At 65.7% G+C, this 23,175-nt stretch carries 22 protein-coding genes and 1 pseudogene; 11 read left to right on the top strand and 12 right to left on the bottom strand.

Annotation, left to right across the window (positions count from 1 at the left end; genetic code table 11):
* Positions 1-2: 2 nt before the first annotated feature.
* Positions 3-1,829: an EAL domain-containing protein gene (locus E5P2_RS12700; RefSeq protein ID WP_162567519.1), complete on the bottom strand. Its 1,827-nt coding sequence runs from the start codon at positions 1,827-1,829 to the stop codon at positions 3-5.
* Positions 1,830-2,133: 304 nt separating this feature from the next.
* On the opposite strand from E5P2_RS12700, the gene E5P2_RS12695 reads away from it, so the two are divergent.
* The 9 genes from E5P2_RS12695 (at position 2,134) to E5P2_RS12655 (ending at position 10,986) form a co-directional block, all read left to right on the top strand.
* Positions 2,134-3,165: an ABC transporter substrate-binding protein gene (locus E5P2_RS12695; protein WP_162567518.1), complete on the top strand. Its 1,032-nt coding sequence runs from the start codon at positions 2,134-2,136 to the stop codon at positions 3,163-3,165.
* 6 nt (positions 3,166-3,171) lie between these two features.
* Positions 3,172-3,957, top strand: coding sequence for an ABC transporter ATP-binding protein (locus E5P2_RS12690; protein ID WP_162567517.1), 786 nt, complete (start codon positions 3,172-3,174; stop codon positions 3,955-3,957).
* Between the two features lie 12 nt (positions 3,958-3,969).
* Entirely contained in the window at positions 3,970-4,812 is an 843-nt protein-coding gene (locus E5P2_RS12685) for an ABC transporter permease (protein WP_162567516.1), read from the top strand.
* A 49-nt stretch (positions 4,813-4,861) separates the two neighbouring features.
* A complete protein-coding gene (locus tag E5P2_RS12680; RefSeq protein WP_162567515.1) occupies positions 4,862-6,247 on the top strand; it encodes an FAD-dependent oxidoreductase in 1,386 nt (461 codons plus the stop codon).
* Entirely contained in the window at positions 6,244-7,416 is a 1,173-nt protein-coding gene (locus E5P2_RS12675) for a CaiB/BaiF CoA transferase family protein (RefSeq protein ID WP_162567514.1), read from the top strand. Before E5P2_RS12680 ends, E5P2_RS12675 begins: the two co-directional genes overlap by 4 nt.
* Entirely contained in the window at positions 7,413-8,186 is a 774-nt protein-coding gene (locus E5P2_RS12670) for an enoyl-CoA hydratase-related protein (RefSeq protein ID WP_162567513.1), read from the top strand. The genes E5P2_RS12675 and E5P2_RS12670 overlap by 4 nt, the downstream gene beginning before the upstream one ends.
* A gap of 186 nt (positions 8,187-8,372) precedes the next feature.
* Entirely contained in the window at positions 8,373-8,711 is a 339-nt protein-coding gene (gene fdxA / locus E5P2_RS12665) for a ferredoxin (protein ID WP_162567512.1), read from the top strand.
* A 33-nt stretch (positions 8,712-8,744) separates the two neighbouring features.
* The gene (locus E5P2_RS12660; protein ID WP_162567511.1) at positions 8,745-9,659 is read left to right on the top strand and encodes a LysR family transcriptional regulator; all 915 of its coding nucleotides are present in this window, start codon (positions 8,745-8,747) and stop codon (positions 9,657-9,659) included.
* Between the two features lie 34 nt (positions 9,660-9,693).
* Positions 9,694-10,986, top strand: a complete 1,293-nt coding sequence (locus E5P2_RS12655; protein ID WP_162567510.1) for an amidohydrolase family protein — start codon at positions 9,694-9,696, stop codon at positions 10,984-10,986.
* Here the strand turns inward: E5P2_RS12655 and E5P2_RS12650 are convergent.
* The 5 genes from E5P2_RS12650 to E5P2_RS12630 all read right to left on the bottom strand — a co-directional run bounded on the left by E5P2_RS12650 (position 10,955) and on the right by E5P2_RS12630 (position 17,041).
* Positions 10,955-12,484, bottom strand: coding sequence for an ATP-binding protein (locus E5P2_RS12650; protein WP_162567509.1), 1,530 nt, complete (start codon positions 12,482-12,484; stop codon positions 10,955-10,957). The two genes, E5P2_RS12655 and E5P2_RS12650, sit on opposite strands and share 32 nt — an antisense overlap.
* Positions 12,481-13,284, bottom strand: coding sequence for a hypothetical protein (locus tag E5P2_RS12645; protein ID WP_162567508.1), 804 nt, complete (start codon positions 13,282-13,284; stop codon positions 12,481-12,483). Before E5P2_RS12645 ends, E5P2_RS12650 begins: the two co-directional genes overlap by 4 nt.
* A gap of 112 nt (positions 13,285-13,396) precedes the next feature.
* Entirely contained in the window at positions 13,397-15,517 is a 2,121-nt protein-coding gene (locus E5P2_RS12640) for a TonB-dependent receptor plug domain-containing protein (RefSeq protein WP_162567507.1), read from the bottom strand.
* Positions 15,514-16,401 carry a CPBP family intramembrane glutamic endopeptidase gene (locus E5P2_RS12635; RefSeq protein ID WP_162567506.1) on the bottom strand — a complete coding sequence of 296 codons (888 nt, stop codon included), beginning with the start codon at positions 16,399-16,401 and terminating at the stop codon, positions 15,514-15,516. The genes E5P2_RS12640 and E5P2_RS12635 overlap by 4 nt, the downstream gene beginning before the upstream one ends.
* 1 nt (position 16,402) lies before the next feature.
* The gene (locus tag E5P2_RS12630) at positions 16,403-17,041 is read right to left on the bottom strand and encodes a response regulator transcription factor (protein WP_162567505.1); all 639 of its coding nucleotides are present in this window, start codon (positions 17,039-17,041) and stop codon (positions 16,403-16,405) included.
* A 326-nt stretch (positions 17,042-17,367) separates the two neighbouring features.
* Here E5P2_RS12630 and E5P2_RS12625 point away from each other — a divergent pair, with 326 nt between their 5' ends.
* Positions 17,368-17,940 (top strand): hypothetical protein, encoded by a 573-nt coding sequence (locus E5P2_RS12625; protein WP_162567504.1) that lies wholly within the window; start codon positions 17,368-17,370, stop codon positions 17,938-17,940.
* Positions 17,941-18,266: 326 nt separating this feature from the next.
* On the opposite strand, the pseudogene E5P2_RS12620 reads toward E5P2_RS12625, so the two are convergent.
* The 5 genes and pseudogenes from E5P2_RS12620 to E5P2_RS12600 form a co-directional block, all read right to left on the bottom strand.
* Positions 18,267-19,075, bottom strand: a pseudogene (locus E5P2_RS12620) (IS5 family transposase); the annotation flags it as partial.
* A 53-nt stretch (positions 19,076-19,128) separates the two neighbouring features.
* Positions 19,129-19,707 (bottom strand): SRPBCC family protein, encoded by a 579-nt coding sequence (locus E5P2_RS12615; protein WP_232080678.1) that lies wholly within the window; start codon positions 19,705-19,707, stop codon positions 19,129-19,131.
* Positions 19,704-20,552 carry a YceI family protein gene (locus E5P2_RS12610; RefSeq protein ID WP_232080677.1) on the bottom strand — a complete coding sequence of 283 codons (849 nt, stop codon included), beginning with the start codon at positions 20,550-20,552 and terminating at the stop codon, positions 19,704-19,706. The genes E5P2_RS12615 and E5P2_RS12610 overlap by 4 nt, the downstream gene beginning before the upstream one ends.
* Positions 20,549-21,115 carry a YceI family protein gene (locus E5P2_RS12605; protein ID WP_162567503.1) on the bottom strand — a complete coding sequence of 189 codons (567 nt, stop codon included), beginning with the start codon at positions 21,113-21,115 and terminating at the stop codon, positions 20,549-20,551. The genes E5P2_RS12610 and E5P2_RS12605 overlap by 4 nt, the downstream gene beginning before the upstream one ends.
* Complete coding sequence (locus tag E5P2_RS12600) at positions 21,112-21,699, bottom strand: cytochrome b (RefSeq protein ID WP_232080676.1); 588 nt, start codon at positions 21,697-21,699, stop codon at positions 21,112-21,114. Before E5P2_RS12600 ends, E5P2_RS12605 begins: the two co-directional genes overlap by 4 nt.
* 295 nt (positions 21,700-21,994) lie before the next feature.
* On the opposite strand from E5P2_RS12600, the gene E5P2_RS12595 reads away from it, so the two are divergent.
* On the top strand, positions 21,995-22,261 hold the full coding sequence (locus E5P2_RS12595; protein ID WP_162567501.1) for a hypothetical protein: 267 nt from the start codon (positions 21,995-21,997) through the stop codon (positions 22,259-22,261).
* A gap of 42 nt (positions 22,262-22,303) precedes the next feature.
* Here the strand turns inward: E5P2_RS12595 and E5P2_RS12590 are convergent, their stop codons facing one another.
* Positions 22,304-23,164: an NAD-dependent protein deacetylase gene (locus tag E5P2_RS12590; protein WP_232080675.1), complete on the bottom strand. Its 861-nt coding sequence runs from the start codon at positions 23,162-23,164 to the stop codon at positions 22,304-22,306.
* Positions 23,165-23,175: the final 11 nt, after the last annotated feature.

Genomic DNA, 23,175 nt, shown 5'->3' with positions numbered 1-23,175 from the left:
CGTCAGGCGGCCGCCGTCGCGGTGCGCACCGCGAGGCCCGAAGGCGCGAGCTTGGCCTCGTGCTTGGCGATCGCCGCTTCGTTCGCCACTTCCTCGACCCGCCGGCACAGACCCGGCGTGACGCGCACCGCGCCGATGGAGAGGGCGGCGAAGGAGAACAGCCGCGCGGTGCCGTGGCGGTCCTCGGCCTCGATGCCGCCGGCCGCGCGCGCCGGCTCGTCGTAGAAGTCCGCCGCCTCGCGCGCGAAGTCCTCGATGATCAGGCGGCAGCGCTGCTCCCAGTCGCGGCTCTGGAACAGGACGATGAAATCGTCGCCGCCGACATGGCCGACGAAATCGCGGCGCTCGTCGCAGCGCGCGCTCAGGAGCCGCGCCACCGCGCGCAGCATCTCGTCGCCGAGCCAGTAGCCGTAGTGGTCGTTGAAGGGCTTGAAGTTGTCCAGGTCCGCATAGCACGCCACGAAGTCGGCGCCGCTGGCCAGCAGGCGCTCGATGTGCATGCTGATCGGCACGTTGCCCGGCAGGAAGGTCAGCGGATTGGCGTGCCGCGCCGACTCGATGCGTGTCTCGGTGACCGCACGCACCAGCTGGTCGCCGGTTCCCAGGCCCAGGTAGCGGCCGTTCTCGGCAATGATGAAGCCGTCGCTCAGGTAGCGCTGGTCCTGCGAGGTCAGGATGCCGATCAGCTCCTCGACATCGTCGTCGAGCTCGACCACCCGCGGCGTGCGGTTGGCATAGTCCACGGCAGGCCGGCGTCCGTGCACCTCGCGGAAATAGAGCCGCGCGTAGTGGTCCATGAAACTCTGCCGGTTGATCAGCGCCACCGGCTTGCCCTGGTCGACCACGGCCACCGCATGCAGGTCGGTGCGCCGCTGGAACAGCGCCGACACCGCGTCGTTGGTGGTCTGCGGGCCGATGTCGGGCGCCCGGATGATCGGCAGGCCGCGCAGCACGCCGACCCGGGCCAGCTGCCTCACGCCCGGCATCACGGCGATGCGCTTGTCCTTGACGACGCCCATCACCACGTCCGGTGCGGCCGTCACCGGCGCCTTCTGCGGGCGGCCCAGCAGGTAGCCCTGGCCGTAGGCGACGTCGAGGTCGCGCAGCACGCGCAGGTCGTCCGCGGTCTCGATGCCTTCGGCCACGAGCCGGGTGCCGAAGGCCTCGCTGATGCCGCGGATGGCGCGCACCATCTCGAAGTTCTCGGTGTGGCTGGCAATGGCGTGGGTGAAGAACTTGTCGATCTTGACGAAGTCGGGCTTCAGTTCGGCCCACAGGCGCAGGCTGGAATGGCCGTCGCCGAAATCATCCAGCGCCAGCAGCGCGCCGATCGCATGCAGGCCTTTCACCGCCTGCTGCAGCACGCGGATGTCGCTGCTGCGTTCGCGTTCGGTGAGCTCGATCACCAACGTGCGCGCCGAGACCTGCGAGGTCGCCAGCATGCGCTCCAGCAGGCACGAGGGCGTGCCGGTCATGGCATGCACGAGGCCGTCGGCGCTCAGGTTCACGAACAGCAGCCCGGGCTGGCCCAGGCGACCCCAGGCGTGCAGCGTGACGTCGACGCAGCGCAGTTCGAACTCCCTGGACATCGATTCGCGCGCCGCCAGCTGCAGCAGTTCGGCCGGCATGTGGAAGGGCCCGTCGGCCGGGCCGCGGATCAGTGCTTCATGGCCATACACGGAACCCTTGCGCAGGTCCAGCAGCGGCTGGAAGACCGGGTACAGGCCGCCGCCGTCCATCAGGCGTTGCAAGGGGCCGTCGGCGCTCGGGCGTGGCCGGCGCGGGGCAGCGACGGCCGCGTCTGCGGGGTTCATGGTGGGGTGATGCATTCTGGAAATCCTCCGGCAGCATAGGAAGGTCGCGCGTCGGCCGCATGACGCGCGCGCGCTTCGATGCCCGCGGCGTGACATCCCTCACGAAGCCCGCCGCCGTTGCGGTGCCCTGCGCGCCAGGCTCGCGGCGGCACGCTCGTCCTGCCCGAGCGAATTTCGGCAGCGGCCATCGCGAAAAAAGATTCTTTGTGCAGCAGGACCAGATGCCTAGCATCCGTCACAGCCCTGACATGCGCGCCTCTTTGCGTTCCGCGTTGCTCAGCCGCACGGTCTTTTTCGCAATCTTCAAAGAGGAGTCTCCATGGAAGCTTCATCGAACATGCATCGCCGGCAGCTGCTCAAGGCCTCGCTGGCCACCGGTGGACTGGCGCTCGGCGGCCTGATCTCCGTGGATGCGCTGGCGGCCGACAAGGCCGAGATCAAGATGCAGCTCGGCTGGATCGCCGGCGGCAACCAGATCGGCGAGGTGGTGGCCAAGCGCCTGGGCTACTACGAGCAGGAGGGTGTCGACTTCAGCATCATTCCCGGCGGTCCGAACGTCGATGGCGTGGCGGTCGTGGCGGCGGGCCGGCAGGAAGTCGGGCAGGTGTCGTCCAGCCCCTCGATCATGCTCGCCGTGTCGCAGGGCTTGCCGATCCAGTGCTTTGCGATCGGCGCCCAGCGCCATCCCTACTGCTTCTTCTCGCTCGAGAAGAAACCGGTGCGCAAGCCGGCCGACTTCGTGGGCAAGAAGGTCGGCATCCAGTCCACCGGCGTGGTGCTGCTGCGCGCGCTGCTGGCCAAGAACGACATCCCCGAGAAGGACGTCAACATCATCCCCATCGGCGCCGACATGTCGCCGCTCCTGAACGGCCAGGTCGACGTGGTGACCGGCTGGCTCACCAACACCACCGCGCTCAAGGTGCTCGGCAAGGATCGCGTCGATCTGAGCCTGTGGGATTCGGGCGTCAAGCTCTATGCCCTGCCCTACTACGCCACGCCCGACACGCTGAAGAAGAACGGCAAGGCGATCGCCGGCTTCGTGCGCGCCACGGCCAAGGGCTGGCACTACGCGCAGGCCAACCGCGACCAGTCGGTCGATCTGCTGATCAAGGAATACCCGAACCTGGTGCGCGCCGACGAACGCGAGGCGCTGGACGTGATGCTCGCCTACGCCTTCACCGACACCACCAGGACGCAAGGATGGGGCACCATGGATCCGGCGATCTGGCAGGACCAGATCTCGCTGTATTCGCAGCTCAAGCAGTTCACCGCCAAGACGCCGAAGCTGGAGGACGTCATGACGATGGACATCCTCAAGACCACCGCCGCTGCCCGTACGGCGAAGGCCTGACGCGCGATGGCCGCCGTGCTGAACACCGATGCGCCCGCGATCGCGGCGCGCGACATCGGCGTGCGCTTCTTCACCGAGCGCCGCGACGTGGTCGCCCTGCAGTCCCTCGACCTCGAGGTGAGGCACGGCGAATTCCTCACGCTGCTGGGCCCGTCGGGCTGCGGCAAGTCGACCTTCCTGCGCGTGGTGGCGGACCTGCAGCCGGCGAGCCGCGGCAAGCTCAGTGTGCTGTCGGTCGCGCCCGAGGTGGCACGCGGCCATCGCGACATCGGCTTCGTGTTCCAGGATGCCGCGCTGCTGCCGTGGCGCACTGCGCTCGAGAACGTCCAACTGCCGCTGCAGGTCGGCGGCGGCGCCGCACGCAAGGGCCGGCGCACGCCGCAGGAGCTGCTGGAGCTGGTCGGCCTGAAGGACCGCGCCAACGCCTATCCGCACGAGATGTCGGGCGGCCAGCGCCAGCGCGTGTCGATCGCGCGCGCGCTGGTCTGCGACCCGAAGATCCTGCTGATGGACGAGCCCTTCGGCGCGCTCGACGAGATCACGCGCGACCGGCTCAACGAGGAACTGCTGCGCGTGTGGAAAGAAACCGGCGTCACGATCCTGTTCGTCACCCACAGCATTCATGAGGCAGCCTTCCTCGGCCAGCGCGTGCTGATGATGGCGGCCAATCCGGGCCGCGTGCGCGAGATCGTGCCGGTCGAGCTGCCCGACGAGCGCACGCTCGACATGCGCGACACGCCGGCCTTCGTGCAACTGACCGCGCGGCTGCGCCGGCTGCTGGAAACCTGCTGAGAGGAATCGACCATGAGCGCCACAGCCCTTCATCCGGTTCCATCGACCGCGCCGGCCGCCGATCCGGAATACGCCGCCTGGGCGGTGCAGCGGCGTCGCCGCCTGTGGCGCAGCCGCATCCTGCCGGCGCTGGGCATCGTCGGCCTGATCCTCGGCTGGTGGGCCATCGTCGTCTGGTTCGGCGTCAAGCCCTTCGTCGCGCCCTCGCCCTGGGTGGTGGTGGACACGCTCTGGACCAAGCGCGACGTGCTGCTGAGCAACCTGATCCCGACCGCCATCGAAGCGGGCGGCGGCTTCCTGCTCGGCAACCTCGCGGCGATCCTGATCGCGACCGTCTTCGTGCACAACAAGACGCTGCAGGAGATCTTCTTTCCGGTGGTGCTGATGTTCAACGCGATCCCGGTGGTCGCCAAGGCGCCGATCCTGGTGCTGATCATGGGCAACGACATGGAGCCCAAGATCACGATCGCGGCGCTGGTGTGCTTCTTCCCGACGCTGGTGAACACGGTGCGCGGGCTGGAATCGGTCAATCCGCAGGCGATGGAATTGATGCGCGTGCTGTCGGCCAGCAAGACCGAGATCTTCTTTCGCCTGCGCCTGTTCAACGCCCTGCCCTTCCTGTTCTCGGCGCTGCGCATCGCGGCCTCGATGGCGGTGATCGGCGCGGTGGTCGGCGAATGGGTCGGTGCCAATGTCGGCGTCGGCGCCATGATCATCCAGGCCACCTTCAATTTCGATTCGGCGCTGCTCTATGCAGCGATCCTGATGAGCGCCAGCCTCTCGGGATTCTTCTTCCTGCTCGTCGTCCTGGCGGAGCGCTGGATCATCCGCTGGCAACCGGAAGACGCGCATTGAGGCCGCTGGGGTCCAGCAATCGCGAACGAGAGATGCAAAGGAGTTGGTCATGAGCCGAATCGGAGACTGGATTCAGGAGCCCGCGCACGACGTGCGCGTGGCGGCCGAAGCCGACGTGGTGGTGGTGGGCGGCGGCCCGGCCGGCCTTGCGGCGGCCTACGGCGCCGCACGCAACGGTGCCCGCGTCACGCTGCTGGAGCGCTACAACCATCTCGGCGGCCTGGCCTCGGGCGGCATGGTGCTGGTGCTCGACGACATGTGGGACAGCCACCTGCGCGAGATCTCGGTGCGCGGCACCTGCATGGAGATGATCGACCGCATGGCGGCGCTCGGCCTCGCGGCCTTTCCGAAGAGCCATGAATGGGGCAGCGCACCGGCCAGCATCGACAAGTGGCTGCGCTGGGGCACCTTCGATTTCCACAGCAAGGAGAAGCCGCACCCGATCTGCTTCGCCGCCGCCTTCGATCCCGACGCGTGGAAGCGGGTCTCGATGGAGAAGGTCAAGGAGCTCGGCATCGAGCTGCGGCTGCATTCGTGGTTCTCGCGCACGCTGGTGGAGGACGGCAAGGTGAAGGGCGTGATCTGCGACACCAAACAGGGACGCGAGGCGATCCTCGGCGGCGTGGTGATCGACACCACCGGCGACCTCGACGTGGCCGCCTCGGCCGGCGCGCCGCACGTCGGCGGCAGCTACATCATGACCACCGTGTTCCGCCTCGGCGGCGTCGACACCGACGAGGCCGAGCGCTTCGAACGCGAAGAGCCCGCCGCCTTCGAGGAGATCGACCGCGAGATCAAGCGCCTGCTCGGCGGCAGCTGGGCGCAGTGGTGGCTGAAGACGCCGCTGCCTGGCGTGGTCTGGTGCAACTGCCCGCACATGCCGGGGCTGGACGGGCTCAAGGTCGACGATCTCACGCGCGCCGAGGTCAACGGCCGCAAGGCGATCCACGAGGCGGTGAGCGTGATCCGCGCCAGGCTGCCGGGCTTTCGCAACTGCTTCGTGGTCGACCTCGCGCCGCAGACCGGCGTGCGCCAGACACGACTGCTCGAAGGCGAGTACGTGATGACCAAGGACGACGTGATGCATCGCGCGCGCTTCGCCGACAGCATCGCGCGCGGCCGCGACTACTACTACCCCTACCGCACGCTGGTGCCGCGCAGCGTCGACAACCTGCTGGTCGCCGGCCGCCACTATTCCGCCACGTCGGCGGCGCAGAAGATCTCGCGCGAGATCCCACCCTGCATGGCGATGGGCGAGGCCGCGGGCGTGGCCGCCGCGCTGGCGCTCGATGCCGGTGTCGCGGTGCGCGATGTCGACGTCGCCGCGTTGCAGCGCACGCTGCGTGCGCAGGGCGCCGATCCGGGCGACCAGGGCGGACCCAACGCGGATGTGCCGCCGCTGGCATTGGCCGCGCAACGCGAGGTCACGGCATGAACACCCATGACACCACGAAGCTGCCGCTCGCCGGCGTCCGCGTGATCGACTTCACGCAGGTGATGATGGGCCCGGTCTGCACGCAGATGCTGGCCGACCACGGCGCCGACGTGATCAAGATCGAGCGCAAGGGCGCGGGCGACCTCAGCCGCTCGACCTTCGCGCCGGTGGCCGGGCACGACAACCCGATCTTCTGCAGCCTGAACCGCAACAAGCGCAGCGTCGAGATCGACCTGCGCGACGCGGCGCAGATGGACCTCGTGAAGGCGCTGATCGCCGACGCCGACGTGGTGGTGAGCAACTTCCGCGCGGGTGTCATGGAGCGACTCGGCCTGAGCTACGAGGAATGCCGGCAGTTGAACCCGCGCATCGTCTACGCGATCGGCACCGGCTTCGGCGAGACCGGCCCCTATGCGCACAAGGGCGGCCAGGACGTGCTGGCCCAGGCCATGACGGGCGTGATGGCGCGCCGCGCCGACGACGACATCCCGGTGTCGATCTACCCGACCGCGCTGGCCGACTACACCGCGGGCATGCACCTGGTGCAGGGCATCCTGTTCGCGCTGCTGCAGCGCGAGCGCACGGGCGAAGGCCAGAAGATCGCGGTGTCGCTCTACAACTCCATGCTGGCGATGCAGATGCAGGAAGCGGCCATGATCATGATGGCCGACTCGGAAGTGAACTGGGCCGCGATGCCGCTGTCGGGCGTGTTCCAGACCACCACCGGGCCGCTGGTGCTGGTCGGCGCCTTCAAGGCCAATCCGCTGCGCGACATCTGCGCGGCACTCGACCTGCCCGACCTGTCGCAGGAAGCGCGCTTCTCCAACCTCGAACAGCAGTTCGCTCACAAGGCGGAGCTGCACGGCATCCTTCGCAGCCGCTTCGCCAGCGACACGCGCGACCACTGGCTGGCGCGGCTCGAAGCGCAGGACCTGCTGTCGGCGCCGGTGCGCGACATGCGCGAGGCGCTGGTCGATCCGCAGACGTTGCACAACGAGATGATCCTCGAGGGCGCAGCGGCCGACGGGCGTGCCCTGCGCTTTGTCGCCAGCCCGATCCGGATGTCGGGCGCAGCCACCGGCATCCACCGCGAGCCGCCCCGGCTCGGCGAGCACACGCAGGAGGTGCTCGCGCAGGCGCGGGCGCTGCTGGCGGGAGCTGCGGCATGACGGTGCGCTACGCCGTCGAGGCGCACGTCGCCCGCGTCACCATCGACCGGCCCGCGGTGATGAATGCGGTGGACCTCGCGACCGAGGCCGAACTGCAGCGCATCTGGAAGGACATCGAGCAGCGCGACGACGTGCGCGTGGTGGTGCTGAGCGGCGAAGGCGAGCGCGCCTTCTGCGCCGGTGCCGACCTCAAGAACCCCTCGGTCAAGGGCGTCGAGTACTGGGCGGCCGCGCGCGAAGGTGGCTTCGGTGGCATCGCGCTGCGCGAGACGCTGGACGTGCCGGTGATCGCGCGCGTCAACGGCCTCGCGCTCGGCGGCGGCTTCGAGATGGTGCTGGGCTGCGACATCGTCGTGGCCTGCGAAGAGGCGAGCTTCGGCCTGCCGGAGCCGCTGGTAGGCCGGATGCCGCTGGACGGCGGCATGACGCTGTTGCAGCGGCAGATCCCGTTTCGCCAAGCCATGGGGATTCTGTTCACGGGCCAGCGCGTGAGCGCGCGGCGTGCGCTCGAACTCGGTCTCGTCAACGAAGTGGTCCCGCGCGCCGAGCTCGACGCGGCCGTTCAGCGCTGGGTCGATCAGATCCTGGCCTGCGCGCCCCTGTCGCTGCGCGCCATCAAGCAGGTGGTGCGCCGCACCTCGACGCTCTCGCCCACCGACGCGCAGGCCGTGCGGCTGCCGGCCGTCATGGCGGCACTGCAATCGCAGGACGCCGACGAAGGCGTACTGGCGTTCCAGCAGAAGCGCAAGCCGCAGTGGCTGGGACGGTAGTCGACCCATGCATGCGCTGCCGATGACTTGCTCCCTCTCCCTCTGGGAGAGGGCTGGGGTGAGGGCACCGGGCGATGGACCGGGTCGCAACGATGCTAAGACCCATCCCCTCACCCTGCCCTCTCCCAGAGGGAGAGGGAACAAGCCCAAGCCATCCCACCGCGCGCCACGGGCCCGGTTGCTCCCATGACCCACGTCATCGGCTCCGCCTGCATCGACGTCAAGGACGGCGCCTGCGTGCTGTGCTGCCCGGTCGACTGCATCTACGAGGGCGAACGCACGCTCTACATCCATCCGGACGAATGCATCGACTGCGGCGTCTGCATATCGGCCTGTCCGGTGCAGGCGATTTACGAGGACCGCCGGCTGCCGTCCGACCAGGCGAACTTCCTCGCGATCAACAAGGAATTCTTCGAGCCGCAGGTGTCCGGCCTCGGCGCGCCGGGCGGCGCCTGCGACGCGGCGAAGCGGGTCTGCGATCATCCGGTGGTCGTTGCCTGGCCGGTCGCTCGAACACCGCCTTGATCACGTGCAGCGGCTCACCGGAGACTCCGCGCCATGCACGCCAGCGTTCTGAAGTATTTCCTGGAAGTGGCCCGTTGCGGCTCGGTCCGCAAGGCCTCGGAGAACCTGTTCGTCGCCTCCAGCGCGGTCAACCGGCAGATCCTCAAGCTCGAGGAGGAACTCGGCCTCGAACTGTTCGATCGCCTGCCCGGCGGCATGCGCCTCAACACCGCCGGCGAACGCCTGCTCAAGCATGTGCAGGAGACGCTGCACGACTTCCAGGTCACGCGCGCCGACCTGCATGCGCTCAAGGGCGAGCACACCGGCCACATCAAGATCGTGGCGATGGATTCGATGTTCGAGGACGTGCTGCCCGCGGCGGTCGAGGAGTTCGCCGAGCTCTTCCCCGCCGTCACCTACACCCTCACCTCGGTCGCGCCGATGGATGCGCCCGCGATGGTGCTGTCGGGCCAGGCCGATGCCGCCGTGACTTTCGTCAGCCGCCTGCCGCCCGGCGTCAAGACCGCCGCGACGGTGAACCTGCCGCTGGGCGTGATGATGCCGCCCGGCCATCCGCTGGCCACGCGCGAATCCATCAGCCTGGCCGAATGCGTGGGCCAGCCCTTCCTGCGCTCGCTCGGCCAGCCGCCGATCAGCAGCTCGATGTGCCCGGAGTTCGGCGACTTCTGGGATCAGCTCGAATTCACCGCCACCTGCAACTGGACGCCGACGGTCAAGCGGCTGCTCATGGCCCGGCTCGGCATCTCCTTCTTCTCGAAGACCGCCTTCATTGGCGAACTCGGCCGCGGCGAGCTGGTGTGGCGGCCTTTCGAGCTGCCCGCGCTGCGCGACCTCAAGGTCGGCATCGTGGTGCCCGCCCATCGCGACCTGCCCGCGGTGACGCAGAACTTCATCGGCCGCATGGCCCGCCGCCTCAAGCAGGTCGAGGCCGCCGCCGCGGCGGTCTGAGCCCGAACCCAGCGACGGCGGCAGAATCGCTTTCATGCTCGATCTTCTCGTCACCCACGCCAGCCTGCCCGATGGCCGCACCGGCATCTCGATCGCGGTGCAGGACGGCCGCATCGCCGAAGTCACGCCCGGGCTGGACGCGCCAGCGCACGAGAAGCTCGATGCGCAGGGCCTGCTCGTCGCGCCGCATTTCGTCGACCCGCACTTCCACATGGATGCCACGCTCAGCCACGGCATGCCCCGCGTCAACCGGAGCGGCACGCTGCTCGAAGGCATCGCGCTGTGGGGCGAGCTCAAGCCGCTGCTCACGGCCGAGGCGCTGATCGAGCGCGCACTGGCCTACTGCGACTGGGCCGTGGCCCGCGGCCTGCTGGCGATCCGCAGCCACGTCGACACCAGCGACCCCAGCCTGCTCGCGGTCGATGCGCTGCTCGAAGTCCGCCGCCGCGTGGCGCCCTACCTCGACTTGCAGCTGGTCGCGTTCCCGCAGGACGGCGTGCTGCGAACGCCCGGCGGCGTCGACAACCTGAAGCGCGCGCTCGACAAGGGCGTGGACGTGGTCGGCGGCATTCCGCATTTCGAACGCACGATGGCCGACGGCGCCGCCAGCGTGAAACTGCTGTGCGAGCTCGCGGCCGAACGCGGCCTGCCGGTCGACATGCACTGCGACGAATCGGACGATCCGCTGTCTCGCCACATCGAGACACTGGCCTTCGAGGCGCAGCGACTCGGCCTGCAGGGCCGCGTCACGGGTTCGCACTGCACCTCGATGCATTCGATGGACAACTACTACGCGAGCAAGCTTATGCCCTTGATCGCCGAAAGCGGCGTGAGCGTGATCGCCAATCCCCTGATCAACATCACGCTGCAAGGCCGGCACGACAGCTACCCCAAGCGCCGCGGCATGACGCGCGTGCCCGAGCTGATGGCGCACGGCGTCAACGTCGCCTTCGGCCACGATTGCGTGATGGACCCGTGGTACGGCATGGGCTCGGCCGACATGCTGGAGGTCGCGCACATGGGCCTGCACGTCGCGCAGATGACCAGCCAGGACGGCATCCGCCAGTGCTTCGATGCCGTCACCACCAACGCCGCGAAGCTGATGCACCTCGAAGGCTATGGGCTCGAAGCCGGCTGCAACGCGAGCTTCGTGCTGCTGCAGGCGCGCGACCCGGTCGAGGCGATCCGGCTGCGGGCGACGCGGCTCAAGGTGTTTCGCCGTGGCCGGTTGGTGTCGGAAACGCCCGGCGCAACGGCGGCGCTGCATCTCGATGGGCGCCCGGGCGAGACTGCCTTCATGCCGAGGCGCGGTGGCGCAACTTCATAAAGACCATCCGAGTCGGTACAACGAACGTGACGCTCGTGCCGCTGCCTTTGGCCGCCTGAAGATCCATGGTGCCGCCGACGCCCAGCACGCGTTCACGCATACCGATCAACCCAAGTCCTCCTTCGGGCGATGCGTCTGGGTCGAATCCAACACCGTTGTCGATGATCTTCATGACGATAGCCGAACGATGAGCTTGCCACTTCACGTCGACATGCACCGAGGTCGCATTTGAATGTTTGACGACATTCGACAGAGATTCCTGCACCAGCCGGTAAGCGGTGATTGCATCGTCGCCGTGCAGCTCTGGGAGCGCGCGCGGCGCGGCGAGCACGAATCGGCAATCGGGATGGATTTCGTCATAGCTGCGGATCAGCTCGGCCAGCGCTCCGAGCAAGCCGAGCATGTCAATGACCTCGGGGCGCAGCTGCTTGGCGATAGCTCGCGCTGAGGCATACAGCACTTCCACGCTGCCGGCGATATCCTTCGCACACTGGCGGATGTCTTTCGCACCTTCGCTCAGAACGCCGATGGCCGCGAGGTGCTCGATATGCTGAGCCTTGAGGCGTACCACGATCAACGCGGAATTCATGCTGTCATGAATCTCAAGAGCGATTCGGCGACGCTCCTCCTCGAGACGACGATTGCTTTCAACGATCAATTCGCGCTTCTCTTTATTCGAGCGGTTTGCCAGATCGACGGCTTCACGCAATTGAATGGTTCGTTGCGCGACCGTCGCCTCGAGGCCGGAAGTTGTTGCACGCAGCGCCTGCGCAACCTCCACGACGGTGTCTTGAAGCTCTCCCATTTCACCCTTGGCCGAAAGCCCAACGGATATCTCGTATTTCCCATTGCGGATGTGTCGAAGCGCATCGACAACCGATGCGAGCGGCTTGTGGAGGCGATGAATCAAGGTCAAGGCAAAAAGCAGGCCGACGACAGCGGCCACAAGCAGCACGAGCGAAGTGAGGCGAAGGTATCGCCACTTGGCCTCGACAAGTGACTCCAGCGACATGGAAATCCTGGCGTAGCCCAAGATGCGGCCCTCGCTGCCTGCAGCGCTTGGCGCTGCAGGCAGCGACAAGTGAGGGTTGTTCAGGTCGGCGAACACGTCGACCGCCATCGTGTGCGCTCGGATCGGACGCTCGAAGGAAATCGGAGCAGTGGAGCGCGGGTTAGACGATTCGGCCGTGGCCAACGGGCGGCGCTGGTCATCCAGCACTTCCGCGCGAGCAATGCTGCGATCCGCCGTGAGAAGGCCTTGCATGATGCCGCGCAAAGCCTCGACGTTGCCTGAGACCACGCCATAAGTGCTGGTCTCAGCAAGCGCAGCAGTTGTCAGTGCCCCACGTTCTGCAAGATCGGAACGGATCTCGTTCGAACGCGAGACGTAGAGGGCCAAGCTGATGGCAGTGAGCATCACGACGGTCGGAGCGATTGCGACCACGAGCAAGACCGTGGCCATGCTCAAGCCGCGGTCCAAGCGTCGGATCGGCTTCATGACCGGCCTTTCTTTCGGGCGAGAGCTTTGACCTCGTCGGAAAGTACGAGATTGAGGCTTCTCGCCACGGACTCATTGATGGAGACACGCCAGTAGGACGGATACCGAGGCTCCGGGATTCGCCCCTGTTCGAATTCCGAAAGGATCTGCGGCAACTGGTCAAGCACGTCCTCGACCGTGGCGTAGGCCGTTGCAAGGATGCCGGCGTTGACGAGAGCAGGAGTAAAACCGATGACAGCCTGGCCGCGTCGATACGTGGATTCAAGGATCCCTCGCAGGTTGTCCGAAGAAAAGATGGCGGGATCAGGAATTGCAAGGACCGCCGCCGCGTCCGAGAGTGCTGCAAGCGCCCGAACAACATTGCCTGAGCGTTCAACGCGATACAAGAGCAAATCGAGCCTGGATTTTTCTGCCGCTCGCTCAAGTGTGGACGCAAGGGACGCACCGAACTCGCTCAACATGACGCCGACTGACACGCGGCGCTGATAGATCGCTGCGATGAGTTCGAATTGGGCGTCAGGCGATGCCTCGGCGTAGATAGCCGATACCTTCATGCCTGAATATTTCTGCGCTTCCTTCAGCACAGCTTCGAAAGACTGCCGCGACGCGAATAGAGCAAGAAGTGGTTCCGTGACGCGAGCCACCAGCGCAGCCCGCAACGCTGCCGGACCGATCGCAAGGTATATGGCATTCGATGGACGTGATGCGGGCAGGGAAGCTCCCGGACCGGCCGGAATGCCTGGAAACCGCTGCTTGAGCGCGTCAAGAATTGGTGAGGTGGCATTGGACGCCGACTCCACGATCGCCCGAACCTCTGCTCGCGAAGCTGGTATCGAAAGAGCGAGAAACGTTCCCCCGACAAGCGATAGGGCTGCACGCCGCGAGATTCGAAGAGAGCCCTCGGTCATCGCGTCAGAAGAACAATCGGATGTCGGCGTACGCCTGTAGCCTGTCGCCGTAGGAGCTGCTACCCAAAGAAAAACCAGTCCCGCGGTAGTAGCTCGTCGTGGGATTGTTCAATCGGCTGAGACGGATCCTGCCCTCGATCTTGTGCTGCGCGGCAAAGAAGGTCTTCGTGAGAATGAGGTCCAGCCGGCCGTATTCGTTGAGGCCCAAGCTGTTCCCTGACGCTCCGTAGTAGGCGCTGGTCAACTGAAGTCCACCGGCGAGGTCGCGAGAGAGTCCGATGGCGCCGCTGTTGCGTGAATACTGCCCCGCTTCGATGGGGTCAGTTGCTCCCTGGTTGCGCAAATAGGCGTAGTTAGCAAAGCCCGATAGATCAGGCGAAAACTTGTAGTTGAGCTTCGCCTCAATGCCAGAAATGTTGACTGAGTTGTCATTGTTCGGCCGGAAACTCGTGACAGTGACGGGTTGTGAAATGAGGTCACGCAACTGATCGCTGAATGCCTTCACATCCAGCATCAATCCGCGTTCAGGAAGATTGAGCATGTAGCCAATTTCTCGCGACACGATTCTCTCGGCCTCCAAGCTGCCAACGGATTGAGAGTTCTGATAGAAGCGAGGCGTACTCGACAGCCCGGGCGAAACGACGTAGGGCTTCAGTGTGTAGGAGATGTCTCCGCGCTGCTCCATGATGTCGGGCGTTCTGATGCCTTTCGAGACAACGAAGCGCAGCGTTTGATTTGGGCTGACGTGGTAGTTCAGCGCAGCACGCGGTGCGAAGGTTGTTGCCGATAGTCGATCGTCTTCAACGTAGCCCCCGAGGTTGATGGTCCAATCGACCGACGGCTTGTACTCGGCTGTGGCGAAGCCGTAGAAGAGCGTGTCGGACACGGAGCCGCCGAGATAGGTCTGGCTGTCAGCCTTCTGCACTCTCCCGCCGCCACCGGCGATGATCCGCAGCTGGCCCGAGGCGACGTAGGTGTCCTGGAGTTCGAATTCGCTTCGCGACTGCCGGACATTCGCATTCGTCACGCCGCAGAAGGGTTGGAGCGCGGTCGAGCCGAGTGCACGTATGGATTGTGCTGCCTGCAGGGCCTGCGCGTTGTCCAGCGGCGTCCCGCCGCTGGGAATGCGGCCGGTGAGCAGCGTGTTGGCGTAGCTGGGGTTGAGCGTGTACAGGTCGAAGAGCTGCGGCAGGTAGGTCGCCTTGGGAAAGCAGGTCGCCCACTCCTGTGTGGTGCTGAACTGCGCATACGAAGCACGTACCTGCAACTCATGCCTGTCCGAAAGTCGTTTCGTCAATGTCGCCCCGAGACTGTAGTTGCGCAGATCCTTGTCGGGGAATTCCTCGTAGGTGCTTGTCAACGGCACCTCGCTCGTTCCTGCTGAATAGGCGGCCTGCAGGGTCAGCGTCGTGGCCGCATCGATCGCGGTTTTCGATCGAAGCAGAAGCCGGCTCACGGCTGTGCTGTCGTGCGGCCCTGGGGCGTTGCTTATGGTGCTGTAGCCTGTGTCGCTATCCCTGCTCATCGACAGGTAGGCCGTTGTGTCTCCGAATGTTCCGGAAACCCGGCCATAGACATGCCGCTGGCGATTCGATCCTGACCCCATACTGGCTTGGCCCGTGGGGGTGTCGCTGGAATCCTTCGTGATGATGTTGATTGTCGCCAGCATCGAATTCGGTCCATAGGTGGCCGAGTTGGGGGAGCGCGTGACCTCGATGCGTTCAATGTCCTCGATGGCGATGGGCAGTTGCGCCCAGTCGATTTCCGAGAGGCCCGGTTGGTACACGGAGATTCCATCGATCAACACGTTCATCCGCCGCCCGCTGCGAGAGTTCGTTCCGTGGTAGTTGATGGTGTAGCTACTCCCGGTATTCCGGGTGACCGCCATTCCCGGCACGAGGCGCAGGGCATCTGGCACATTGGTGATCGCGTAGCGGCGCAACATCTCGGCAGAGATGACGGTAACGCTTGCCGGCACATCCTGCAGCGGTTGCTTCAAGCGTGTCGGCGTGATGATGGCGGTCACATTGTCGCCAGGCGCTTCAATGTCCGTGGCAGCGATTTCGGAACTGTGGGCCGCGCTCGCGAGCAAGGCGCTCACCAAGGCAAGGACATGACTCTTCATTGTGTGACAGCAAGTTGGGGGTACGTGAAGGCGATGAAGTGTGTTGCGTTGACTAGAAAGTGGACGGCGATAGGTGCTTCGATCCTTTCCGTCAGGGCGTAGGCCAACGCATAGCCAAACCCGGCGAGCGACGCCAATGCCGCCAGTGTCCAGCCTCCTGGCAGGTGTGCGAGGCCAAAAAGCGCCGCTGAAATGACAACAGGCATTGCGCTTCGGAAGCGACTGGCGTTGAAGAACGATGACCGCGCCAACCGTTCTTGCAGGACACCGCAGAAAAAGGCCTCCTCCACGACCGCGGTGAGGAGCAAGGTCTTGCCAAGATACGCGAGTGCAAACGATGGCCACTTCGGTTCGAAGCGTATATATCCGGCAATCAGTGCCGCGCTGACGACAGCAACGGTCGTGAGGACGGCAACGACCGAGGTCGGCAAAGCAACGACGCGCAGCTCGATCAGTGAAGTGATCCGCGTGCAGTAGAGCACCAACAGAAGGAGCGCTGCCATGCCGACGTCGAAGCGAGCGATCAATCGCATCGGCACTGCATCAGCGCTGAGCCGGACAGTACTGATCACGGTCGTTCCGACGAAGCCGGGGAAGAGTTGTATCGCAAAGCCGAACAGCATCACGATGGATGCAGTCTCGAAAACGGCCTTGATGACGGGGTGGTCCGTTCTCGACGCTGCGGAAGCGCCGGTCAGCAGAGCAATCAGGAGGCCGACGGCAAGCCATGCAGTCGTGGTGACGATGCCGTCGCAGGCGGCAAGCGAAAGCGCAGCCAGAAACAGCGCTACCCAGGGCGGGATGCGAGCACGCCCGAGAAGAGGAACTGGTGGCAGCCACACGGCCGCGATGGCCAACGCCAATAAAAGATGAGGCGCGAGCATCTCACGGATGGATCAGTTGGTGCCTGACCGCGAGCAAGGTGATGTCGGCCGGGCGCGAGACATCCAATTTGTCTTTGATGGACTGGCTGGTCGTGCTGATGGTCTTTGATGAGAGCGCCATTGCTTCGGCAATCTCTGCATTGGTTTGACCTGTAGCCATCCGACGGAAGACTTCGAACTCGCGGGCATCCAGCTTGTTCGCGGGCGATTCGTCGCCGCGGACACCGGCCAAGGCAAGACGCTCCGCGATCTCGGGCAGGAAAAAGGTCTTGCCTGCTTGGACTTGTCGAATTGCGTCGGCTAAGACATTCGGCGCGGTGCTTTTGGTCACGAAGCCCAAGGTGCCAATTCGGTAGGCCTCTCTGAGAAGTTCCACTTGGTCGAACTGGCTGTAGAGCAGTACACGCGCTTGAGGTGCTGAATCCAGAATTTCTCTTGCGACATCGAGGCCGGATATTTTTCCGCCGAAGCGCACATCGAGCACTGCCACATCCGGTGAAGTGGCCGCGTAGCTTTCCGCAACTTCCTCCGCAGATGTTGCCGTGGCTATTACATCAATGTCGTGGCGCGACAGGACGGTGGTCAGACCTTCAATGATCAAGGGGTGATCGTCTGCAATCAAAACTCGGATCTTCGTCATATGTGTATTCGTCAAAGCCAATTGATGAAGCCGCGGTCGCGCATGAAGTACTGGCTGTTTTTCTGCCCGAGACTGGCTTCCTGAATTTTGACATCTGCTTGCACTCTGTATCGTTGCAAATCATAAGTAATTATTTTTCTAAATAGCAAAATTCAGGTCATATATGGCTTCAATTTGACTGACGTAGTGAACGCTCAAATAGCTTGTGGATGTCGCACCAATTGCTATATCATGGCGTCCGAGATATCTATGTACGGCATTCTTATTGCTACTTATTGGCAATAAAAAGGGAGGATGAAGTGGACTCAAAGAAGGACGCGTCGCGCGTGCATGAGGCGCGCACGCAGAACGGCCTCAGACGCCGTCTGCATGAGGTCAGTCAGCTGCCGTACACCCTGCGACAGGACGCCCAGGCGCACTGGGGTGCCGGCATCGAGCTCAACACGCCGCGCGAGAACGGCAGCTACACGGGGCCTGTGATCTCGAGCGGCTGCTATCTGGTGCAGAGAGTGGATGAAAGAAGCGTGATCGTCCACCGACTGGCCGACGTCGACATCTCGGCCAACGACAACCTGCGGCGGCGCGCAAGCGAGAACCGGCTGAGCGGCGTGCAGATGCGGATCAGCTACGACGGCGTCACAGCCACGGCGCATTTCCATGACCCGGAGTGCGCAGCCATCGAAGAGATCTTCGGCCGCATCCTTCGGGCCGCCGCGGAGCGGCTCGGAACAAGCAGCGATACCTATGACGTCTTTGCGCAGCAACTCGATGAAGTCAAGGAGGCGCTGCTCGAGAAGCTCCGACCTCGCCCGTCACCGGCTCGGTATGGCCGCGCATCCTGCACTCCCTGGCAGACGGCCGCAGTGACAGGCCCACCATCACCGACCCATCGGCGATGATTCAGGAAGTCTGTGTTGGTCAGTCGATCTGAGCAATCACCCTGCTCTAGCCAACAGCGGCGGGATACGCGTACAGCGCGACGACTGCCGAAGCCTTAGACCGAGTGGTGTGATGAGTCTGGCGACCGGCAGCGCGCGCTTTGTCGGTCTCTTTGTTGACAACAAGCGCTAGAGATTCGCTGCTCAATGAGCACCACGGCCCGGATTGATTCGAACGCGACACGATGGCATCGCGAAGCCGGCGTTGTGCGGTCTGCACAGCCGCTGTGCAGGGCGCTTGGCGCCTCTGTCGAGGTCACTTTGCGCGACCAAGTCGCACCTCGGGTATGGGCGGCCAACAGCGACCTCTTGGCGGTGATGAGATTGGCCAGACCGAATAGGCTGAATAGTTGCGCCTCGTTCTTGGCCAGTCCCTTGTAGCGGGTCTTGCGGTGACGGAACAGGTTCTTGATCACGTGGAACGGGTGCTCGACCTTGGTCCGGATGCTCGCCTTCAACTGTTCGGCCTTCTCGAGCAGCCGCGCCCACTTGCGCGCCGGGTCCAGTTGCCGGCGCTTGCCCGGCTGCATCGCGACATGCCACTTCGGGCCCTGCGCCTCTGCGCGTTTGTCGACACCCCGATAACCCGCATCTCCGAAGGCCACGGTCTCCTCGCCGTGCAGTAGCGCGCCGGCTTGCGTCACGTCGTTGACGTTGGCCGCCGTCGCGACCACCGAATGCACCAGGCCCGACTGGGCATCCACCCCGATGTGCGCCTTCATGCCAAAGTGCCAGGCGTTGCCCTTCTTGGTCTGATGCATCTCGGGGTCGCGCGCGTTGCCCTCATTCTTGGTCGAACTCGGCGCGGCGATGATGGTCGATGCCCACGAAGTCGCGCAGCGCCTGGCTGTCGTATAGAGCGTCCTCCAGGGCCTCGTCGGCCACGCCGTACCACTGCTGCAAACAATACATTCGCAGCATCTTTGGCACGCCGATCGGCCAACGGCCGACGCGACCGCTCGTGGGGTATAGCTGCTCGATCACGCCGATCAAGCGCGCCCACGGCACGAGCGCTCCATGTCGGCCAAGAACTTCCGCGCCGCGTGCGCTTCTTCTTCATCGCGTACTCGACACTGGCAAAACTGCGTTGATTCATCTCGATGTACAGGCACGGGCCGTGCCCGCCGCGAACTATTGATCAGCGTTTCCCTAACGCTTCTGCGCCGCCCCCCTCTCCAGCGCATCCCGGCGCATGATCTCCTTCACCACCGCCGCGAACTGCCTGCCCAGCTCGCGGCGCACCACCATCTTGCCGATCACCGGCGGCACGGCGAAGTCGGGGACCAGGCGGCCTGAATAGGACAGCCGCACTTCGCCGCTCGGCAGGTCCTGCAGCGTGTAGCGGCCCTCCATCTCCCGCAGGTTGCCGCCGACCGCGCGCGCGACGATGCGCTCTCGCGGCGACTCGATCACCGCCAGCCGGACCTCGACGGGTTGCTGGAAGAAGAGGAAGCCGAATTCGCCCGTCTGCTCGACGACCAGCTTGTCGCCGTCGCGCTGGACCACGCGCGAGCTGTGCATGTCGGGGACGAATTCGGCCAGATGGTCGTAGTCGGAAATGACGCCCCACGCGGTGCGCGTGTCGACCTGCATGTCGGCGGAGGCCGTCACGGTGATCGCACCGTCGCGGCCGGAGGTCTCGATGTTGAGCTGCTGCGCCAGCGCGGCCACATGGGCACAGAGCGCGCACGCCAGGATCAGCGCCGCCATGCCCGCGCGTGCGCTCACGACAGCTTCCCGGGCACCACCAAGGCCTGGCTGTCGACGCTGCGTGCGCGAATGCTGAAGCGCAGGCTCAGGCGGTCCTGTACCTGGATCGCGCCGCCGAGGATCGAGAAAGGCTGGATGCCGAAATCGGACTGGTTGAATTCGAGCGCACCGGCCACGCTCAGCGCGTCGCGGCCGGTCGTCATCTGCGCCGGAATCTCGAAGCTGCGGGTCACGCCATGCAGCGTGATCGCGACGTTCAGCCGCACGCCCGTCGACGCCCGTGCGAGTCCGCTCACATGGATCTGAGCGAACGGGAACTGCTGCGTCTGGAGCACTTTGTCGAGCATGTTGGCGCGCGTGCCGGCGATGTCGGTCTCGGTGGGCTGCGTGTCCAGGCCGGCCTCGGCGCGCAGCGCGGGCTCGTCGACCGCGAGCGTGTCCAACGGAACGTACAGGTCCGCACGCCCTGCTTCTTGCGCCACATAGCCCTGCGCGTCATGACTGGCAACGATGTGGTCGTGCCCGAGTCGCGCGAGCGAACCGCTGCGCCGCACCGTGATCGACACCAGCGAGGCCGCAGGGTCGACGCGGTAGACGGGTTGGCCCTGCGCCGCGGCCCGCGCGTAGGTATCGGCGGGAAAATCCTTCGGCACCTGCTGCGCCGCGGGCGCCGCGACAGGCGCTGTCTCGCGCGCCGGCTGCGCGCACCCGGCAATGAGCGCAGCGAAAGCCACTGCAAGCTGCACGCGCCGCAAACCCATGCGGGCAACACTGCGGATCCGGCTCTGCCGGTCCACCGGTGTTGCCCCCTGCAAGGGGGTGCAGAGCCACACGAAGTGGGCGAGGCCGAGGGTGAGCTTCATCTTTTCAGCCGCACGTGGAATTTGACGGCCACGTCGGCACCGATCACATCGGTCGCCGTCCACTCGCCGGTGCCGATGCCGAAGGGCCCGCGCTTCACGCTGAACTCACCGTCCATCGTCGCGCCATCGGCTGCGGCATGGAAGCTGAACGGCACCTCGACCGTCTGCTGCACGCCCTTCAGTGCCAGCGTGCCGCGCGCGACATAGCGATCGGTGGGCCCGCCCGTCTGCGCACGCCGGATGTCGGTCGCATGAAACTCGGCCTGCTGATGGCGCGCGAAGTCGAACCACTCGGCGCCGGCGATCGCCTTGTTGATGTCGGCGCTCGCCATGTCCGCGCTCGCCACCCGGATCGTGACGTCCAGATGGCCGCCGGCAGGCTTGTCCGGATCGAAGCCCAGGCGCACGTCGAAGTCCTTGAAGACGCCCGGCGCCGGCGTCTTCTCGAAGCTGGCGGTGAACTCGAGCTTGCTGCCGGACGGATCCATCTTCCAGTCGGCGGCGCACGCTGCATTCACGAAGACAAGGGCCGGCACGAGCGCCAGCGCGGCGAACTTCTTCATCTCGAAACACCTCTTGCCGGCAGCATCCGGCGCAGCACGTCGTCATGCTTGACGAAGTGATGGCGCAGCGCAGCGCCGATGTGCAGCACGAGCAACCCGGCCAGCGCGACGAACAGCGAGAAGTGCACGACGGCCGCGAGGTCCGCGGTCTGCTTGTCCGGCGCCGCGATCGCGGGCAACGGGATGAGCCGGAAGATGCGAAAGGGCACGCCGGCCGCGGCGTTGATGACCCAGCCGCTCAACGGCATGGCGATCATCAGCAGGTACAGCAGCACGTGGCTCGCGCGCGCCGCGGCGCGCTCCCAGGCCGGGGTGTCGGCGGGCAGTGCGGGTGTCGGCGTGACCAGCCGCCACAGCAGGCGCAGCACGACCAAGGCCAGGATCAGCATGCCCGTCGACTTGTGCCAGATGAAGAGATCGAGTTTGGTGGGCGAGAGCCGCCAGCTCGCCGCCAGCCAGCCCAGTGCGAACTGCACGAAGATCAGCGCCGCGACGAGCCAGTGAAAGCACTTGGCCACCGCGCCCCACGGCGCATCGGCGCGTCGGGAGGCGCACCCACCGGCCCTGGCCCATGGAAAGTTCACTCGCATCGCGTGGAGTGTCGCAGCTTGGCCGTCGGCGCGTGCAAAAATGCGCGGCCCTGCCCCGCCGGCCATCGCACCGGCGGGGCAGATGCCGCGTCCTTTGTCACTTGCCGAGGAGTCGCGCCTTGTCCGACCCGCTGATTCCGCCGGACCGCATCGCGCGCACGCCGCGTGCTGGTGCTGACCGAGGGCGTGGTGCCCTATCTGTCGGTGGAGGAAGCCGCGACGCTGGCCGACGACCTGCGCGCGGCCCGTCTTCCGCCACTGGATCGTCGATTACTTTTCGCCGCAGGTGATGCGCTTTCGCGATCGGCCCGCGATCCGGCGCGGCATGCAGAACGCGCCATGGCGCTTCCGGCCCGAGGACTACGACCGTTTCTTCGCGGCGCGCGGCCGGAAGCCGCAGCAGACCCGCTACATCCCGATCGAGGCACGGCGTCTGAACCGGCCGCTGCCGCTGCTGCTGCGCAGCTGGATCAGGCTGTCGTGGCTCTTGTCGCCGCCGGACAAGCGCGACGCGCTCATGAAGATGGCAGGGTACGTGGTGTTCGAGCAGGCCTGAACAACATCCGCGACATGGGCGCGCTCGAAGGCGAGACCGTTCTCAAGGCTGACGAACGCTGACCCCGGCTTCGACCGGCGCAGCTTCGAGCTGCGCCGACAGCTCGGTCAGCGCCTCGCCGACCGGACGTTCGATCTTGAGCGTCAGCAACGCGTCGGCCCGCGTGCGGCCCAGGTTCACCGCGGCGACCGGCTTGCCCGTCGCCACCGCGGCCTGGACGAAACGGAAGCCCGAATACACCATCAGCGACGAGCCGGCCACCAGCACCGCGTCGGCCGCGGCCAGGCCCGCGTGGGCCGCCGCGACGCGGTCCCTCGGCACGCTTTCGCCGAAGAACACGACGTCGGGCTTGAGCACGCCGCCGCAGCGCGGACAGGCCGGCACGTCGAAGCACGAGAAGTCGCGGCCGTCGAGATCGGCATCGCCATCGGGCGCGGCACGCGCCTGCAGCGCGGCCCAGTCGGGGTTGCGGCGCAGCAGCTCGGCCTGGAGCGCCGCGCGCGGGCTGCGGGTCTCGCAGCCCATGCAGCGCACGGTGTCGATGCGGCCATGCAGATCGATCACGTCCCGGCTGCCGGCAGCGCGGTGCAGGCCATCGACGTTCTGCGTCAGCAGCCGGCCGATGCGCCCCGCCGCCTCCAGCCGTGCCAGCGCGCGATGCGCTTCGCCGGGCCGCGCACGGCCCATGGTCGGCCAGCCGAGCAGGCTGCGCGCCCAGTAGCGGCGGCGCGTGGCCGCTTCGCCCATGAAGGCCTGGTAGGTGACCGGCGAAGGGCGCTTCCAGTCGCCGTTGCGATCGCGGTAGTCGGGGATGCCGGAGTCGGTGCTGCAGCCGGCACCCGTCAGCACGAAGAGCCGGCGGTGGCGTGCCGCGAAGTCGGCGAGCGCGGAACGTGGGTCCATGCAGGCAAGCA

The organism is Variovorax sp. SRS16 (assembly GCF_901827165.1).
In the GTDB taxonomy this organism is placed as follows: domain Bacteria; phylum Pseudomonadota; class Gammaproteobacteria; order Burkholderiales; family Burkholderiaceae_C; genus Variovorax.
This window is presented reverse-complemented; position numbering and strand designations above follow the sequence as displayed.